This window comes from Rhodocytophaga rosea (genome assembly GCF_010119975.1).
Lineage (GTDB): Bacteria > Bacteroidota > Bacteroidia > Cytophagales > 172606-1 > Rhodocytophaga > Rhodocytophaga rosea.
Window position 1 is genome coordinate 8,527,813 of the sequence record NZ_CP048222.1, and the last position, 19,642, is coordinate 8,547,454.

9 protein-coding genes are annotated in these 19,642 nt (G+C 42.7%); 2 read left to right on the forward strand and 7 right to left on the reverse strand.

Annotation, left to right across the window (positions count from 1 at the left end):
• Positions 1–2: 2 nt before the first annotated feature.
• From GXP67_RS35075 to GXP67_RS35105, 7 genes are all read right to left on the reverse strand, one after another.
• Positions 3–983: a phytochrome family protein gene (locus GXP67_RS35075; protein WP_162447441.1), complete on the reverse strand. Its 981-nt coding sequence runs from the start codon at positions 981–983 to the stop codon at positions 3–5.
• A gap of 36 nt (positions 984–1,019) precedes the next feature.
• Positions 1,020–2,633 carry a sensor histidine kinase gene (locus tag GXP67_RS35080; protein ID WP_162447442.1) on the reverse strand — a complete coding sequence of 538 codons (1,614 nt, stop codon included), beginning with the start codon at positions 2,631–2,633 and terminating at the stop codon, positions 1,020–1,022.
• Between the two features lie 656 nt (positions 2,634–3,289).
• Complete coding sequence (locus GXP67_RS35085) at positions 3,290–4,366, reverse strand: amidohydrolase family protein (RefSeq protein WP_162447443.1); 1,077 nt, start codon at positions 4,364–4,366, stop codon at positions 3,290–3,292.
• Between the two features lie 57 nt (positions 4,367–4,423).
• Positions 4,424–7,966: a VCBS repeat-containing protein gene (locus tag GXP67_RS35090; RefSeq protein WP_162447444.1), complete on the reverse strand. Its 3,543-nt coding sequence runs from the start codon at positions 7,964–7,966 to the stop codon at positions 4,424–4,426.
• Complete coding sequence (locus tag GXP67_RS35095) at positions 7,950–11,570, reverse strand: VCBS repeat-containing protein (RefSeq protein ID WP_162447445.1); 3,621 nt, start codon at positions 11,568–11,570, stop codon at positions 7,950–7,952. The genes GXP67_RS35090 and GXP67_RS35095 overlap by 17 nt, the downstream gene beginning before the upstream one ends.
• A gap of 144 nt (positions 11,571–11,714) precedes the next feature.
• Entirely contained in the window at positions 11,715–13,250 is a 1,536-nt protein-coding gene (locus tag GXP67_RS35100; RefSeq protein ID WP_162447446.1) for a RagB/SusD family nutrient uptake outer membrane protein, read from the reverse strand.
• A 64-nt stretch (positions 13,251–13,314) separates the two neighbouring features.
• Positions 13,315–16,407, reverse strand: coding sequence for a SusC/RagA family TonB-linked outer membrane protein (locus GXP67_RS35105; protein WP_162447447.1), 3,093 nt, complete (start codon positions 16,405–16,407; stop codon positions 13,315–13,317).
• A gap of 622 nt (positions 16,408–17,029) precedes the next feature.
• On the opposite strand from GXP67_RS35105, the gene GXP67_RS35110 reads away from it, so the two are divergent.
• Positions 17,030–18,499, forward strand: a complete 1,470-nt coding sequence (locus GXP67_RS35110; protein ID WP_162447448.1) for a flavin monoamine oxidase family protein — start codon at positions 17,030–17,032, stop codon at positions 18,497–18,499.
• Between the two features lie 225 nt (positions 18,500–18,724).
• Positions 18,725–19,417 carry a c-type cytochrome gene (locus tag GXP67_RS35115; RefSeq protein WP_162447449.1) on the forward strand — a complete coding sequence of 231 codons (693 nt, stop codon included), beginning with the start codon at positions 18,725–18,727 and terminating at the stop codon, positions 19,415–19,417.
• Positions 19,418–19,642: the final 225 nt, after the last annotated feature.

Here is a 19,642-nt window from a genome sequence, read left to right on the forward strand (position 1 = left end):
TGTTATTCTTTAAACTCTGCCATTTCCAGATTTAGGCTAACTTCTTTCAATATCTTATCGAGTTCTCTGGCTGAAAGATTCAGATGATCTATTAATATCTTTTCATTTTCTTTCCATTCTGTTTCATAGTCAAACAGATGGACAAGGCCTAAAATCCGAGCCAGAGGCGCTCTAACTTTATGGGCATTGATATATGCATGTTGCAGTAATTTTTGGTTTTGCTTTAGCAATGCTTGTGTTCGATGGGCTACCAAGGCATTCAAATTTTCATTGATTTGCCTGAGTTCTTCTTCGGATGCATGTAACCTTTCATTTTTTAGATGCACCTCTTCATTGACCTGTATTAAGTGCGTATTAAGTTCATCCATCTTGCAGGCGTTTTGCCTGAGCTCTTCCTGCAATGCTGATAATGTTTTGATATTTAAGGCATCCTGCAAGGTTCTTTTACTAGTGGTATATCCCCATATAGCTGAGATGCCACATACACCTGTAGCCAAGAGGGCATGAAACAGAAAAGCTGTTAAATCCATGTAGGCGAGTTGTGTAAAATATACTTCACTGTAGCCGCTATATTGCAGGTAAGCAAACAAGCCATGATGCAGATATACCATCAGAATCAAAGGAAGTTGTAATCGCCAGTTCTGGTAAATAATGAGTAGCGTAGAAGAGATAAATACCCAGAAATGCATTTCAGCCATGCCATGCATCTGATAAATATATTGAGCTGCAAAAATAGCAGATATAACGCTTAGGATATACTGATACAGGTTTGACTCCGGTAACATTTTTTTGGTGATCACATATGCTAACATATTCAAACTACCTATTCCTATGGCGATGAGCCAGGTGTCATAAAAGAAAGCGATCAACAGTCCAAATAAAAACATGGCGCCCAGGATGGGTTCTATGATTTTATCTGCTTTACTATAAATATCTTTATAAAGTCTTTGTAAATCAGTCTTACTTAATGTATAATGGTCCATAGAAGCCATGATTAATTAGGTAATTTTATCTTCAATCTATCTAGCTAAAGTAAATATAAATGTAGTTCCTTTTCCTGGCTGGCTTTCTACCCAAATTCTTCCACTATGTTTTTCTACGAAGTCTTTACACAGTAAAAGTCCCAGACCAGTTCCTTTTTCATTGGCTGTCCCTAGGGTACTTTGCGTGATACCAAATTTAAACAGTTGATCTTGAAGCTCTTTACTCATGCCTATTCCCTGGTCTTGTACACTTACCTGTACATAGCAAGGGAGAAGGGTAGCCGTGAGCGTAATCTTTGTTCCCTGACCTGAAAATTTAATACCATTGGCTAACAAATTTCTTAAGATAGACTCTGCCATATTTTCATCTGCTCGCAGATAAATATCTTCTTCGAGTTTATTATCAATGGTAATAACTTTTGAATGTGCATTATCTTTTAGCAGTTCTATTACCTTCTCTGCTACCTTCCTAAGGTTTACTTGTTTAGGCTCAAAAGCAATTGCCCCAATTTGCATTCTTGCCCACTCCAGCAAATTACTCAGCAACCGCTTTAAATTAGCTGTAGAAAGATTGATTGTCCGGGAAAGTTCCTGTATATCTTCCTTGCTTAAGTGTGCCATGTACTCTGAAAGCAGATTACTTGAACCAAGTATTCCATTTAAAGGGCTTAGCATGTCATGGGCAATAATAGAGAAGAACTTATCCTTGTTTGCATTTACCTCTTCCAGCTGCCGGGTATAGGAATGAATGGCTTCTTCTACTTTTCTGCGCTCAGTAATATCCTGCATGATCCATAGGATACAGGTTTCTCCATCCCATTGAATCACTTCTAAGGATAGAAGGGCAATCCATAGCTGGCCTCCCTTCTGGCGGAAGGTAGCCTGAAAACCATTCACTTTATGCTCTACAGCTAAGCGCTTCACTAATTCTTCCCGCTCTAAGGTATTCTCCCATACGTTTAATTGAGCAGTGGTACGATTGATTACCTCCTCATCACTATATCCAAAGGCTTTTAAACCTTGCTCATTGACATGTAAAATCTTCCCATCTGAAAGCCTGGTAATAGATGTAGGAAAAGGATTGAGACGAAAAATAGTAGAAAACAAGGCTTCAGATGTAGCAAATTGGTTTTTTTCCTTTTCGACTTGTTTTCGCTTATGATATAATTCAAAGATATGGACTATCTGTTGAGCTTGCAGCCCAAGGGTTTTCATTTGAGCGTCATCCAGCTTTCGTGTTACTGTATCCAGTATGCCAAGAGATCCTATCATATCTCCGGCTTGATTCAGGAGAGGAACTCCGCAATAATACCTGATGAAAGGCGCTTCTATTACAAGCGGACTGCCGGAAAATCTTGAATCTGTGAGGATATTTTCCACTTCTAAAACCTGCTTGCTCATCATGGTATATCGACAGAAAGACTCGCTGTGTATTGTCTGGCTTAAACTTATTCCAAAACCAGATTTAAGCCACCCTTTTTTTTCATCAACGAGGCTAATAAGTGCGATGGGAACATTAAAAATTGAAGCTGTTAGCGCAGTTAATTTGTCTAATTCTTCTTTAGGTATTGTATTTAAAATATCATACTTGGGCAGAGCAGCAAGCCTTCTTTTTTCTTCAATAGGGATGGGAAATAAATGCGGGTTCATAAGGCTATGACAAAGGTAACCTAATAAGATATCATACAGATTAATGCTGTAATTGTAAGTTTAACAATATCTACTTAAAAGGGCTACTGACGTGAGGTCAGGAAGTAAAAGGTTGATGTATTATTTTCGGCTTTACAAAAAATTATAGCCACAGTGTGTTAAAAAAACCACATTCTCTACTTTGCTATTTCATCCTCTTTGCTAATCTATCAGTTGAAAAGCTTTCCACCTCCATAAGTTTATACTGGATTTACTCTGGTAAATTGTGAGAATTCGAGAGAGCGAAAACTTTTTTTAGGTATTGACATATTTTTAAAATCTTTGAAATTTCTACTGTCATTATAGAGTTGAAATATGGGTACTCTAGAAGCGATACTAGGATATCAGTAAAGCCGATACCTTTTCATAGTTAAATCCTGTTTCCATCGTCGTAACGATACTTTCATGGATTCTTAATTCCTTGCCACTTAAGTAATATTTCCATTACGTTCCGCTAAGCGTAAGCGCTCTTCTTCAAACTCGAATGCTTTCTATTTGCCATGATTGATACCTGTGTTCTAATAAAGCACTCTTTTTCAAGTATCCATTTCAATAGGGTGAACCTTAACTTTTAGCTTATACTTTATTCTAATGCGTTACTTACATGGCATACCTTCTTAATGTATGAGAATTTTAAGCGCATTGCTCCTGTAAATTTTCTGAAGGGTGGTATTATCCAGACCAAAGCCATTACAAGGCCAGTGATAATTAAATAATTCAAATTCATAAAAGTGTTCATCCAGTGTCTCTAGTATACGGAAAGTAGTTCGGTACATTGCCGGGGCCATTCCCATATCTGTCCCATACAACAGCCTATTCTGGTACTTTTTATAAAAGGCATTCATATACCGGGGAATAGAAGTGGTTTCCCCATACCGGGCAGAAATATCTGCATAGAGATTTGTATATTTGTCTAACAAAGCACCCAGTATATCCAGATTGTACTCACTATTGGCAAAATGACAGGCAATAAAGGTAGTTTTCGGGTTCGCTTTCACCGCATTTTCTAATGTTTTGATTAATGCTGCATGGCCCAGTAATCCCTTTTTACTTTGATCTATCCTCCACTTATAGGCGTTCATCAGGCCATCGTTGGTGGAGTCCATAGGTTCGTACATCCAATAGGGCTCAGCTACGTGAATATTAACTGGCATTTTCAACTCTGCACACTTTTGCAATAATGGTTTCATGCGTGGATCATCTATATGTATATAGCCAGGGGTAGGCCGGGAATAAAACTCTCCTAACCCTTTGTCGCCTAATTCTCCGACACCACGAGCGCCAGCTTTGTAACATCTTTCCAGTTCTTTTACCGCTTTTTCACTCCAGTCAGCCTCGTCCTTACCTGTAAAATCAAATCCACACCATACTTCAAACCTTTTTCCATATTTAGCATATTTCGCCTGGATAGAGTCAAATTTTGCCCCCGTTGCATACGATAAAATGACTGATTTTTCAATGCCCACCTCATCCATTGTTTTCACCCATTGCGCTAATTGTTCATCTGTTTGCGCATAAGGGTGTGAATGCATATCAATAACAGGAAATTTTGCTTTTATAATTTTAGTAACCGGAATTTTAAATATGGACTGAGGCCGGTAATTTTTCAGCAAAAGAAGGTCTGCATCCTGCGCCTGGCAGATTCCTGTAACTGCTACTAATAATGAGAGGACAAGTATTAATTTTTGATACATAGTTTGTAGGTAATTAGAGAGCATAGGGCTTACTATAACATTAACTGTGTATATGTTTTATTTATTTAAAGTTACCGAATTACTTTGCGGCTTATGCTCTAGTATGCGGCTATTCCCTTTAAAATCAGTTATCGTTACTTTTTTTATTTCCTGGTTTAGAGGCAATGTACGGGAGGATTGAGACAGATAAGAGGAACCATAGTAAAACTCATGCCTGTAACGGCTGCCATCCTGTAACTCTATTTCTGCATAGGCATCCATGGGCTGGGCCATAAATTGCTCTGCTGCCTTCCTGTTGACCCCATACACCTGCAGGCTATCTGCATTGTTACCGATCACGATCAGTTCCCTGCCTTTCCCGCTCACTAGCCTTGCCATCCCCTTGCCATCCCTGTCAGCCATAAAGCCACTTTCCCTTGCTTTCACTACCCGAAACCCTCCCCTGCCATCTCCCTTCATCAACACCCCCTGCAAAGCATCATACCGGCCGGTGGCTACCTCTGTCGAATACGAGTTGCCCACCGCTAACACATCTTCATTTCCATCTCCATCATAATCTCCTGCTACCATTCCATACAGGGGGGCTACCTGTGCTTCTATGGGCAAAGCCTTCAAAGCAAACTTTCCCTTTCCTTTATTCTCTATGTAACTGCTTTCCATCCACTCACTGCACAACACATACGCCCCGGCTAACTCCTGAGGCAGAAAGGAGTCTTCAAAGCTTGCCTCGGCATAGGATCTGTAGCTTCTAAAACGGCCCCGCATGGCCGGTATCTGATCTACTAACTCATCCCTGGCATGGAGAATATACTTTTCTCCCCCATTGTAATAACTCATCACCGGATCGATCCGCCCATCTTTGTTGTAATCTGCGCCATACACACACAAAGGCTCTTTCTTACTAGCTCTAAAGCGGGTGTTGAGCCCTAGGTTGCCTGCCATATAATCAGTGTCTCCATCCCTGTCAAAGTCAGCGGCCACCAGACTGTTCCACCACCCGGAACTGTGAGCTAAGCCGCTAGAAGTGGCCTGCACTAGTTTGCCTTGCTGATTGTGAAAGAAGGTAAGAGGCATAAACTCTCCTGCTACTATTAAATCCACCCATCCATCCCCATCATAATCACTCCACAATCCACCACTGACCATGCCTATCTTTTCCAATCCTTTGGCTACTTGTTGGGTCACATCTGTGAAGCGGGATTCTCCTTTCCCACTCTCATTTCTCAGCAGTACGCTCTGAGGGGTCATCGGGTAGGCGCCAGGCTGCAGCCTTGCCCCGACAAACAAATCCAAATCGCCATCTTTATCATAGTCAGCGGCTAGCACACAAGAAGTGCTTTCCCTTAGGGCAGGCAAAGCCCCCTGTGCCAAAGAAAAGTGGCCTTTTCCATCATTGAGATAGAGTTTATCCCCATACAAGGCTGAGCCTTGCAGCTGGTCTGAGCCGCCGCTGCCCACATACAGATCTAAGTCTTTGTCTCCATCCGAATCAAAAAACAATACCCCTGTTTCTTCTGACAAAGAATCAATGCCTAAAGTAGCAACTCTGGAAAAACCACCATCAAGGGATTGGACAAACATCGCTCCCCCATAGCCGGTAGCCCCTGCGATGTACACATCTTCCAAGCCATCAGAATTGACATCTCCCACCGAGAGGCCCGGACCCAAACGAGAGTGCATGTGAGGCAGCAAAGGTTGCCGTTTGAAATCCACCTGCTCATTTTCCCGGTGCAGATATTGTAGTCCACTTCTATCGCTTAGTTGTGTAAATAAAACATTTTCCTGAGCAGGTAAATATTGAGCCAGTGTAGGCTTTTCTCCAGCCTGGGCATAGTCTACTTGCAACACTTGGTCGGCTTGTACATTTGTCAGCAATTGATACTTACCATCAGGCCATAGCACTTCCACACTATCTATTTCTTTTGCTCTCCCTAGTCCAAAGTGAGCCACCGGGTCAACAGATGATTCATAGCCTCTGGAGAGAAAATGCTCATAAAACTGCAATTGCCCCTTATATTTTAGTTGTATTTTAGTGCCGATCCCATTGCGGTTTTTGGCATTTCCTTTCAGTTTAACCTTTAGAAAATTCCGTTCAGCATATTGATTGCTTGTATTCTCATACACATGAGCGTTATCATTAATATTATTTATGACAAGTTCAAGGTCTCCATCATTATCCAGGTCGGCATACACGGCTCCATTAGAAAAGCCCTTCACATCAATTCCCCAGGCGGAGGAACGGTTTGAAAAGGTAAGGTCCCCCTTATTTTCAAAAAGGTAATCGCTGAGCGGAACAATTTTAAGGGCTTTGACGGCTTCTAACTTTTTTTTCTTTTTGGCTTCATCCGATCCTATAGGCCCATCATACACATTCTGGTAACGGATATAATCCAGGTCTCCCAGGTCCCGTAAAAACCCATTGGTAACAAAAAGGTCTCTGTCTCCATCATTATCATAATCCGCCAGTAAAGCGCTCCAGCTCCAGTCGGTACTGCTGATGCCTGATAAAAAACCGATTTCACTGAATTTTCCATTGCCCTGATTCAGTTGCAGGGTATTGCGGTTGTACTGTGGCTCATATTTATGATTTAAGGACATTTGAAAGCGATCATAACTGGAGGAAGATATAATTAATTTTTGCCTCAGATTATCTTCCGGACGCATATCCATTACTACAATATCTACCAGGCCATCGTTATTTATATCGGCCACATCATTGCCCATGCCTGCATAACTGGTATGTTTAAGGAAAGTGGATGCCTGATTCGTAAAGGTTCCATTCTTATTATTAATGTAGAGCACTTCACTGGTTATAAAATCATTGGAAATATAGATATCCGGCCAGCCATCAGAATTAATATCACTGATGGCCAGTCCCAGCCCATAGCCTTCCGCCAGAATACCGGCTTCTCTGGAGACATCTGTAAACGTATTATCTCCATTATTGCGGTAAAGCACATCCGTACTTGGAGATTCGCCGGCCAATTTTCGGGGCTGAATCGTATTAACATAGTTGTTTAGTGCCGCCGGGTTAACAATCATAAATACATCCAGATCACCATCGAGGTCATAATCAAAGAAAGAGGCATGCATTACCTGGCGGGTATCGGCAAGTCCATAGGCTTTTGCACTTTCGGTAAAGGTATTGTCACCATTATTAATATATAGCAAATTGGCCCGTTCTTCACCTAAGGCACTTCCGGATACACATACATATAGGTCCAGCCAGCCATCCTGATTGATATCCACCATGGTAGTACCGGTTCCCCAACGGGTGGTCGTAACACCAGCAGATTGGGTGATATCTTCAAATTTCAGGTTTCCTTTATTGAGGTAAAGGCGGCCTGAAACCATGTTTCCGCTGAAATATAAATCTGTAAGTCCGTCATTATTGATATCTCCGGCAGCTACACCAGCTCCGGTATAAATATTGGTATAAGTAAATACATTGTGCTGGTTGTCTTCCTGAATGATATTATTAAAATCAATACCTGTGTTGCTGGCTGAAAGCCTTTCAAAAACCTGTGGGGAATCCGTTTGACAGGCAACTGCATGCCATCCTAAACAAATCCACAAAATGATTTTATTTAATTTTTGCATGAAGATCAGGGTGAATGATTCGTTTCTTTCCTGAGAAATCAAAAACAGCGACAGAAGCTATCTTATCAGTTAAAGGGAGTGTACGGGAGGAATGAGACAGGTAGGAGGAGCCATAATAAAACTCCTGCCTGTAACTACTGCCATCCCTTAACTCTACCTCTGCATAGGCATCCATGGGCTGGGCCATAAATTGCTCTGCTGCCTTCCTGTTGACTTCATACACCTGCAGGCTATCTGCATTGTTGCCCACCACCATCAATTCCCTGCCTTTTCCGCTCACTAGCCTTGCCATCCCCTTGCCATCCCTGTCAGCCATAAAGCCATTCTGCCTTGCTTTTACTACCCTAAAACCTCCCCTGCCATCTCCCTTCATCAACACCCCCTGCAAAGCATCATACCGGCCGGTGGCTACCTCTGTCGAATACGAATTACCCACCGCTAACACATCTTCATTTCCATCTCCATCATAATCTCCTGCTACCATTCCATACAGGGGGGCTACCTGCGCTTCTATGGGCAAAGCCTTCAAAGCAAACTTTCCCTTTCCTTTATTCTCTATGTAACTGCTTTCCATCCACTCACTGCACCGCACATACGCCCCGGCTAACTCCTGAGGCAGAAAGGAGTCTTCAAAGCTTGCCTCGGCATAGGATCTGTAGCTTCTAAAACGGCCCCGCATGGCCGGTATCTGATCTACTAACTCATCCCTGGCATGGAGAATATACTTTTCTCCCCCATTGTAATAACTCATCACCGGATCGATCCGCCCATCTTTGTTGTAATCTGCGCCATACACACACAAAGGCTCTTTCTCACTTGCCCGGTACCTAGTATTGAGCCCTAAGTTGCCTGCCATATAATCTATGTCTCCATCCTTGTCAAAGTCAGCGGCCACCAGACTGTTCCACCATCCGGAACTGTGAGCTAAGCCGCTAGAGGTGGCCTGCACTAGTTTGCCTTGCTGATTGTGAAAAAAGGTAAGGGGCATAAACTCTCCTGCTACCAGCAAATCCACCCATCCATCTCCATCATAATCACTCCACAATCCACCACTGACCATGCCTATCTTTTCTAAACCTAAGGCTACTTCCTGGGTTACATCTGTGAAGCGGCATTCTCCTTTCCCACTCTCATTTCTCAGCAGGACACTTCTGGGAGTCATCGGATAGGCGCCAGGCTGCAGCCTTGCCCCGACAAACAAGTCTAAGTCTCCATCCCGGTCATAGTCAGCCGCTACTACACAAGAAGTGCTTTCCCTTAGGGAAGGCAAAGCCCCTTGTGCCTGGCTGAAGTGGCCTTTTCCATCATTGAGATAGAGCTGATCCCCATACAAGGCTGAGCCTTGCAGCTGGTCAGAGCCGCCACTGCCTACATACAGATCCAAGTCTTTGTCGTTATCAGAATCGAAAAACAACACTCCTGTCTCTTCTGACAAAGAATCAATGCCTGAAGTAGTTCTGCGTTCAAAACGGCCATCAAGGGACTGGACAAACAGGGCCCCTGCATAGCCGGTGGCTCCTCCTATATAGACATCTTCCAAGCCATCAGAGTTGACATCTCCAACCGAGAGGCCCGGACCCAAACGAGAGTGCATGTGAGGCAGCAGGGGTTGCCGTTTAAAGTCCACCTGCTCATTTTCCCGGTGTAGATAACTGATTCCTTCCTCATCGCTTACCTCTGTAAATAAAACATTTTCCTGAACAGGGACACCATGAGCCAGAGTAGGTTTTTCTCTCGCCTGGGCATAGTCTACTTGCAATACCTGGTTGGCTTTTACATTTGTCAGTAATTGATACTTGCCATCAGGCCATAAAACTTCCAAACTATCTATCTTTTCTAAGCCCCCCAGGCCGAAATGCAAATAATATTCTATAGAGGAAAGATATCCCCGGAAAGGTGTAAAATACTGATACTGCAATGTTCCTTTATTTCTGAGAAATACTTTCGTGCCTAATCCCTCCCGGTTTAAAGGCGGACCTTTAAAGGCAATTCTCAAATAATTAGCATGGTTTGTATCTTTGGTAAGCTGGTTCAAATGGTTCTCCTGAACAGAAGCGGCATCATCAATATTATTTACCACCAGATCCAGGTCGCCGTCATTATCCAGGTCGGCATACACGGCTCCATTAGAGTAAGTAGGCGCAGAAAACCCCCAGCTGGCGGATTGATCACTAAAAGTGAGATCTCCCTTATTTTTGTAGATATAATTGGGCACTTTAATGCCAGGCAGTTCATTCAACATGGCAATTCTTTCTTTTCTGTTGGCTTCCGGTGTACCCATGCTCATCGCTTTCTGGCTGCCCAGAATAAAATCACGGTTCGTAATGTCCTGCCGGTACCCATTGGTGATAAACAAGTCTTTTAAGCCATCATTGTCGTAATCGGCAAACAAAGATGCCCAGCTCCATTCGGTGGCTTCAATTCCGGCAAGCTGGCCTATTTCGCTGAATGTACCATTTCCATTGTTGAGTTGCAGGGTATTGCGTACATATTGCGGCTCATATCCCCTGGTTAAACTGTTGTAAAATTCATCATAATTGTTTCCCATGGAAGTTAACTTCCATCGCTTATTGTCTTCGGGCAACATATCCAGCACCACAATATCCACCAGTCCATCATTATTGTAATCGGCCACATCATTGCCCATTCCATTATAGGTCTGGTGTTTAAGGTATGTACCAGCCTGGTTCGAAAAAGTGCCATTTTGATTATTTATCCAAAGCAGGTCGTTGGTAATAAAGTCATTAGATACATAGATGTCCGGCCAGTTGTCATTATTAATGTCACAGACCTGAACGCCTAAGCCGAAACCTTCTATGGTAATTCCTGCCTGTGTAGACACATCAGTAAAGGTATGATCGCCATTGTTGCGGAAAAGCTTGTCAGTTGAAGCAGCCGTGCCATCTATCTGCTTACGTTTGGCTGTATTGCGGTTATAATCTACAAACGCATTGCGCAGCAGATACATGTCCAGGTCACCATCTCCATCATAATCAAAAAAGGCGGACTGAATGCCATAGCCCGTATCAGCTAATCCATATTGGGAGGCAGATTCTACAAAAGCAGCATTTCCCTGGTTGATAAAAAGCAGGTTAGCTTTGTCTTTTTCAGGGGTATTTCTGCTTCCTCCCACACAGACATACATATCCTTTAATCCATCCTGATTGATATCTACCATTACAGCCCCGTTTGCCCATACCTTTGTTCCTACCCCTGCTTTATCTGTGATATCTTCAAACTGCCAGTTGCCTTTATTAAGATATAATTTGCCAGAGGTCATGTTGCCTGTAAAATAAATATCCTGCAAACCATCATTGTTAATATCACCCACGGCTACACCGCCGCCATTAAAGATATATTCAAAATCAAGAACACTCAGGGAATCGGTAAGGTGGATAGTATTGGAAAAACGGATGCCAGTGTCATCGGCATCCAGGGTTTGAAATAAGGGCTCTGGGCGATTTGTACATTGCCAGCTTATTGCCGAACAGAGAAATATAGCAAAGTATATCTGTATTTTTACTATTTTTCTCTCCTGGTACTGAGTTGCCCTTCTGGAAAATGCAAAAAAAATGACAGATAGATTTTTGAGAAAGTTTCTCATAATTTCCTTAAAACACTTTACTCCAAATGATAATACCAAAAGCATTTTCCTATTTCTGAAAATGCTTTTGGTATTCAATGTACTAATTAAACAGGAAAGAATTCAATAGCAAACGATGATATTACAAAGGCTGAAACTGTTTCATTAATAGCCAGTATTTTGTTTTAGCACCCCACCTGCCCTGTCTATCTCAGTTTGTGGTAAAGGATATACACTATACCTATCGTTCCACTTGGCACCAAATACCTGAGAGCCTATTCCCCAGCGGACAATATCAAACCAGCGGTGAGGTTCAAAAGCAAGTTCAAGCCTCTTTTCTGTTCTGAGTGCCTGCGTAAGGTCAGCACCGGCGGCAAGGTTAGGCAAGCCAGCCCTGTTCCGGATATCATTAATCTGCTGAGCGGCATCTGCTGTTCTTCCTTGTGCTATCAAGGCTTCAGCATATAATAATTTAAGTTCTGCAAAGCGGTATAGCCTTTCATTGTTAAACTCTGCCTGCTGGTTGGGTGAACGGTTTTCTGCCACCACATTCCGTTGTCCGCCATACTTTTTCACGGTATAGCCAGTAGTAGACCAGTCTGGGTTATAGGGTAGCGCTCTGAATCCGTCAGTGGTATAATAGGTATCACCTGCTTTATACACATATACATTTAACCTGGCATCTGCAGGAGCATACGCACCTACGAGTTCCTGAGAAGGGGCCCACCATCCAAGCTTTCCTCCCGGGGCACCATTACCTGCATCCCAATACCAGCTCCGGCCAACGCCTTGAGAAGCTTTAAATGCCTCGGAGTGGGTATCATCAAACACCCAGATGTTATCGTCAGAGAAGGGTCCTCCATACTGTACCTCAAAAATCGATTCCACATTATTTTCATTATTATAGGCAAATACATCCTCCAGGTCTTTTTGCGGATTGCCTGTGTTAATCAATTGGTAAGTACCATTGCTGATCACATCTTCGAAAGCTGTAATGGCAGCAGGCCAGTCTTGCTTCCAGACATTTACTTTTCCTTCATATGCTCTGGCTGTCCATTTAGTGGCTCTGCCTTTATTAGCATCATCCCAGCTGGCTGGCAATTTAGTGTAGGCATCATTAAGATCAGTTAATATCTGGGTAAACAATTGTTCTTTGGTTGCATTGGGTACCGCCAGATTGCCTAAATCCTTCATCACCTTAGTTACCAAAGGAGGAGTGCCCCATAGTTTAAGCGCTTCAAAATGAAAGAACGCTCTAAGGAATTTAGCTTCGCCTTCAAACCTCGCTTTTTCATCGGCTGTTAGCTCATTATCACCTTCCAGACTCTCGAGTACTATATTTGCGCGTAAAATACCCTCGTAGATTTGCGTATATACAGCTGCAAACGGTTTATCGCTTGCCCGGATAATCAGATTGTCAATATCCCGGGAGATACCATCGGTGCCGGCATCCACATCAGCAACCATATCATCGGATGATACCACCGATACTTTCCAGTATTCTCCCATTTCTCCCAGGGTTTCTGTACTGGTACCCCAGAAGTCCTGTAAAGAGGAGTAGGCACCAAAAATAGCCCCATCAAATTCTTCAGCCGTCTTGTAAAAAGTTTCCGAAGTAACGCGGTCTAAGGGAAGCAGATCCAGGTTATTACAAGAGTTGAGGCAGTAGAAAAGAACTAGTAATACTATTATTTTTTTCATAAGTGTAACCTTTTTTCAGTGGTTATTCGGAATGGTCACTTTTTAAATCTGAGCAAATGGTAAATTAGAAAGTTGCCTGAACGCCAAATTGTAAGATTCTGGGCTGTGGAGAACTGCCATCGTCCTGACCGTTAGCCAGGGAAAAGTCTCCTTTCTGATAGCTTCTTCCTCTGGTTACTTCCGGATCGAAGCCCAGATATTTGGTGAACGTATACAGGTTTTGTACGCCTACGTAGGCTCTGAATCTGGCAACAAATCCGCCTGTCCAGCTTTCTAAACTTTTGGCTGGAATGGCATAGCCAAGCTGAATATTGCGGACACGCATAAAATCAGCTTTCTCAATCCATCTGTCTGAATAGCGGTTGTTTCCATTGGGGTCGTTGGCCACCGCCCGGGGCATGGTATTGCTGGTTCCAGGGCCGGTCCATCGTTCCAGCACACGGGTAGAAAAATTATTTCCACTGTTCATACTCTCTAACTGGGACCGGGCATTGTTATAGACTTGAATGCCTCCTACGCCTTGTAACAATACGGAGAGATCAAAGCCTATATAAGCCGCAGATAAATTGATCCCATAGAAATATTTCGGATTAGGATTTCCAATAGTGGTACGGTCCTGGGAGTCTATTTTCCCATCTCCGTTCACATCTACAAACCGGATATCGCCAGGTGCCCTGGAGGCTGAGAAAGCATCGGGTAAGGCAGCGTTCACCTCTTCCTGGGTCTGATAAATACCGTCTGTTTTAAATCCATAAAAATGGCCTAAAGACTCTCCTACAATCGTACGGTGCGAAGTAGCCCCTCCAACTCCAGTTATAATAGGAGGAGCAGTTCCTAAATCCAATACTTCATTATGCACCGTCGTGATATTACCTCCGGCACTGTAAGTGAATTTGCCTATGCTATTCCGGTAGTTTAGCGACAGTTCAATGCCATTGTTGAGAATTTTTCCTATGTTGGCATCAGCCGGCAAGAAATAGCCAGACGTATAGGGAATAGGCAATCCGATTAATACATCCTTGGTAATTTTTTTATAATAATCAAAGGTGAGTTCTATCTTGCCCCGGAGTAAGCTTATGTCTGCGCCAATATCTAACTGGTTACTGGTTTCCCAGCGCAGGTTTTCGTTGGCAAAAGTAATAGGTGCCGGACCTCTTGTAATAACCTGCCCGGTACCGATGGGATAGAAAATGGTAGTTTGCAGGGCACTCATGAAAGCAAAGTTAGCACCTGTAAACTGGTTGCCAGACTGGCCCCAGCTTCCTCTCAATTTAATATCGTCAACTATGTCATTTTTAGGGAAGAAAGCTTCCTGGCTAACACGCCATCCGGCTGATACTGATGGGAACGTCTGGGAGCGGTTGTCTTTGGAGAAACGGGAGGTATTATCATTCCGCACATTGATGGTGAGTAAATACTTCTGTTTATAGGCATAATTAATCCTGCCCAGAAAACCTCTCAGTGCCCAATGATCGGCTTCATTGGCTGCTGAAACAGCCGTTCCCGTAGAGGCAAAACGGATTTGTGAATTAAACAGGTTATTGCCCTGGAGCCGTACTTTGTCGAACCGGAAATTTGTTTCTTCTTCACCTACTAACAGTGTCAGATCATGGTCGCCAAACTTTCTGTTATAGGTTAAGGTATGCGTTAAATTGGTGGTTAGCTCAATAGGACGCTCCTGTGTCAGCAGGGAATTTCTTTTAGAAATACCATCAAAGGCAAATTCTTCCTGAAAGAAATCGCCACTGCCCACTGTATAATCAATACCTCCGGAAATCCGGTATTTTAATCCATTTAATATTTCAACTTCCCCATACACATTGGCTAACACTTTCCGGGTAATAATTCTGGTTTCAGTTACCCTAGGATCCGTTCTCATGATTATATTATTACCGGTAGCGCCTTCACCTCGGGTAGTATTGTTTTCCGGATTATATCCCAAAGCCGCATTAGGATCATATATTTTATAATACGGTGCATTTAACGCAGAAGTAAAACCTCCAAAAATAGCATCTTCGCCCTGGTTTAATCTGTCAGTAGAACTTAATAAAAGGGATTCACCAAATTTAAACCGCTTGCCAGCTTTTATATCTGAATTGGCTTTGATAGAATATCTTTTAAAACGTTGTGCTGGTTCTATTCCATCCTGGTCAAAATAGCCGGCTCCAATAAAATAATTCGCACTGGCTGTACCGCCGCTTACAGATAAGTTGTGGCTATTGATTGCACCGGCTCTGAAAACAGCATCCTGCCAGTTTACAAACGGTTGCCCTCTAAACTGGCTCAGATCACGCCCTAGTTCTGCCTGTAGGTCTATATACTGGTTAACATTGAGTACATCTATTCGCTTGGGTGTGTAGGCTGCCCCCATATATCCGTCATAGGTAAAGGTAGCTTTTCCATCCTTGCCCCGTTTGGTAGTAACAATAATTACACCATTGGCAGCTCTGGCACCATAGATAGCTGCCGCCGAAGCATCTTTCAGCACATCTATTGATTCAATATCACTGGGGTTGATACCCGAAAGGGGATTAGACTCTGTGCTTGAATTCGTATTTACCGTCTGGTTGGTTGTCTGCACAATTGGAACACCATCAATTACCCAAAGTGGCTGGTTTACCCCGGTGGTACCAATCCCCCGGATACGCACGTTAATGGGTGCACCAGGGTCTCCGCTTCTGTTAGAAATATTTACGCCAGTTACCCTGCCTGCCAGGATCTGGTCAGGGCTGGTTACCGGTTTAGAGGTAATGCCTATATCCTCTCCCCGGATACCGCTGATAGCTCCTGTTAAATCTGCCTTTTTCTGGGTACCATAACCTACTACTACTACTTCTTCCAGAGCTTTTACATCGGTAATCAAAGCAACTGGTATCGTACTACGGTTTCCTACCCGGATTTCCTGGGATTGATAGCCTATTAAACTAACAACCAGAACTGTGTTTTCATCCTGAACCGGTATTTGAAATTCCCCATTAGAATCAGTAGTAGTACCTTTGCTGGTACCTTTAATAATGATATTTGCCCCAGGTAGTACATCCCCGTTTTCAGTATCAGTTATCTTTCCTTTAACTGTTCTTTCCTGGGCATAAACAGTAAGAAAACCTGTCAGCAGCAGAAAACTTACTAACAACATTCTGATGGTAGAACTTCTCATAGTTTTAGGTTAAGTAATAATTACGAATTCCGGCCTTTTATTATAAAGCCATATATGATAAGCTTAACTAGTAATTTTTCAGGCTATAGACCTGATAAAGGTATTCTATTTAACTATGTTCTCACTAATTTTTTGGCAAGGAAAGACATGTTTCTATCTATACAATTACTATCAAAGCTGGCCTTTTGATTGTATAAATATTTGCATTTTCAGTATGAATTTTCAATGTATAAACAATAAATTGATAAGTCAATAAATTACAGTAGAAAAGCAGAAAAATATTGCGTGAATGAAGTTTGTACCGGTGTGCAAACGAGCGGCAACTTATAGAGAAATACAGCATTAAAAGAAATCAGTGTGAATCCTTGGTGAATGTTGATACAATTATTATACTGTACATATAACTTCTGCCCCTTCTTATTTTGTAAATACTTGGATAGGACAAGAGTTATGAAGAGAGAATCGGCATAAAGCAGAGTATGTATAAGTGGTAATCAACCAAAATATAGCCTGGTAGTTATTTTCAACTATATAAGTTAACCGGTTTCCTTACCAATACAAGCTGAAATTGACTGATTCCAGTCACCACCAGACAAAAAAATACATAGCTATATATTTACTGATGAACGAATATAAGAGAAGAGATTTTCTAAAAAGCACAGTAGTAGCAGGAGCTTCCCTACTGACTCCCGACATATTGTATAGCACAGATGAATCAAAAGCAAATGCACAGACAGCCACTGCACCGTTTCCCCATACAAGTGCTTCTAAAAAGGTAATTGTAGCCGGAGCTGGTATAGCTGGTCTGTGCTGTGGCTATGAATTAATGAAGCGGGGCCATGAGGTAATTATTCTGGAAGCTTCCGGAAGGCATGGCGGGCATGTATTAACGGTACGGGATGGGTTATCAGATGGCCTGTATGCCGACTTCGGAGCCGAAAATATTACCAAACCGGGGTATGAGTTATTCTGGGAATATGCCAAAGAGTTTAATCTGACGGTTCTTCCTTACCCGAAACGGGATAATATCTTAAGAAGGATTGATGGACAGTTTTACACCGAACAGATGCTGGCAGATCCGGCTGTCCTTAAAAAATTCGGATTGAATCAGCGGGAAATCAAATATTTGTCGGAACACTCCTGGCCCGAGCTGGAACTACTATATACCAGGCCCTATCTTGATAAATTTACCGATGAATATCAGCCCTTTGGGGTTGGCTATGACCACCTGGATACTACACCCATTGCCCAAATCTATAAAAAAGAAGGTGCTTCTCCAGGGGCTTTACAACTTCTGGGCGGTATGCATACCTCTGCCTTGTTTGAGTTGTGGAGGCAAAGCATTTTAGATTTGCGGGGCCTGCCTCTTTTTCCATTAAAAGTCTATAGACTCAAAGATGGTAATCAGAGTCTTCCCAATGCATTTGCCAAAAAGCTCGGAGTCAGGGTAAAGTTGAACTGCCCGATTTTAAAGATCAAGCATGGCCAGTCTGGGGTAACTATTACCTATAAAGAATTTAATGAAGAAAAAGAAATAACTGCGGATCATCTGGCGAATTGTATTCCCTTACCTGCTTTCCGGAATATTCCGGTTGAGCCTGCCTTTTCTCCGGAAAAACAATATGCAATTGACAATGTTACCTATGATTCCTATGCCAGATTTGTATTTCAGGCAAGCTCCAAATTCTGGGAAGCCGATAAGCTCAGCATCAATATGGAGTTAAATCACCCGGATATTGCCGCTATCTGGCAGGTAGCAGAAGAAGTGGATACACACCGGGTCGCATTGATGGGTATGGGGCCGGGCGGCACTTCTCCACAACGTGCCCTGGCTGGTTTCCGGCAGGTATATCCTGGCAAGCACGACACCATTGAACAAGCCCTGGTAAAAGACTGGACCAAAGAACAATTTTCTCCTACCTGCGAACGGCTTAATTTTCCAATGGGCGAACTGCGTAAATTCTGGCCACATGTAATGGCTTCCCACGGGCGAATACATTTTGCCGGCGCCTATGCAGATAATCTGAACTGGGGGATGGAAGCCGCTACCAGGTCGGCAAACCGGGTAGCCAAAGAAATTGACCAGGCTTAATTCCCTGCCATTATGATATGTTTATGTTCAATCCAAGTATATTGTCTTTGATTAATGCGTACAAACCGGTTTTTTATCAACAACGCTATTATTCTCTTGATTTGCAGCTTAAGTTTCTGGTTAGAGAGAGGTAAGGATAAATTGATGTTGGTGCAACACAGGCAAGAATTAGGGAAGAAAAAAACAGCTAAACAGAAGCCTGAAAATTTTCCCCCAAACTTTTTTATGGCGTCTGTCTACATTGAAAAGACTACCCATTTCTACAGGCAAGGACAAAATAAACCTCCGGTTGTAAAAATACTCAGTCCGGAAAATAATACATCTGTTGAGCCAGATGCCCGCATCCGCTATTTTATCAGTGTGTCAGATGAGGAAGATGGGAAATCGGAATTTCAGGAAATAGCTTCAAATGAAGTTTTTCTCGAAGTCACATACGCACCCGATTCTTCGAAAGTGGCTGACTATTTGGTTATTCACAACAAAAACGGAGCTGAACCTCCAGGTTTAACAGGTATAAAAACCTCTGATTGTTTCAACTGCCATGCTATTAAAAATAAAGGGCAAGGCCCTTCTTTTTCTGAAATTGCCAAACGGTATCCTCATAATCCTTCTACGATTGAGACACTGGCAATGCGGGTAATGAAAGGGAATAGCGGGGTCTGGGGAAATGCAGCCATGCCCCCTCACGCTGATATAACACCACAGCAAGCTAGGCAGATTATCCAATGGATACTTAATAATGCGGCTGATCCTAACTATGATTTGTATGCAGGGCTTGAAGGAAGCTTTCCTACAAGGACTAAAAGCCAGACGGGAGGTTTATATGTACTTACGGCTTCTTATTTAGACCATGGATTGAAAGATATGCCACAACTGCGTCAATCCGGGCAGCATACGATTCTGCTAAAAGGCAAGTAATACATCAGGGTAATATTTGAAGCGATCACAAAAGGTGATTCTGATTTTCGCCGTTATTTTGGAAAAGATTAATCACTTCATTGAACTGCTTACATAGAGGTACTGGTCAGGTTGCCAGTGAGGCAAACTAATATGGAACGTCGTTCCTTTCTTCTCTAACTACCCAGATTTGCCCTCCATGTTTTGCTATGAATTCATTACAGCATATCAAACCTAATCCTGTTT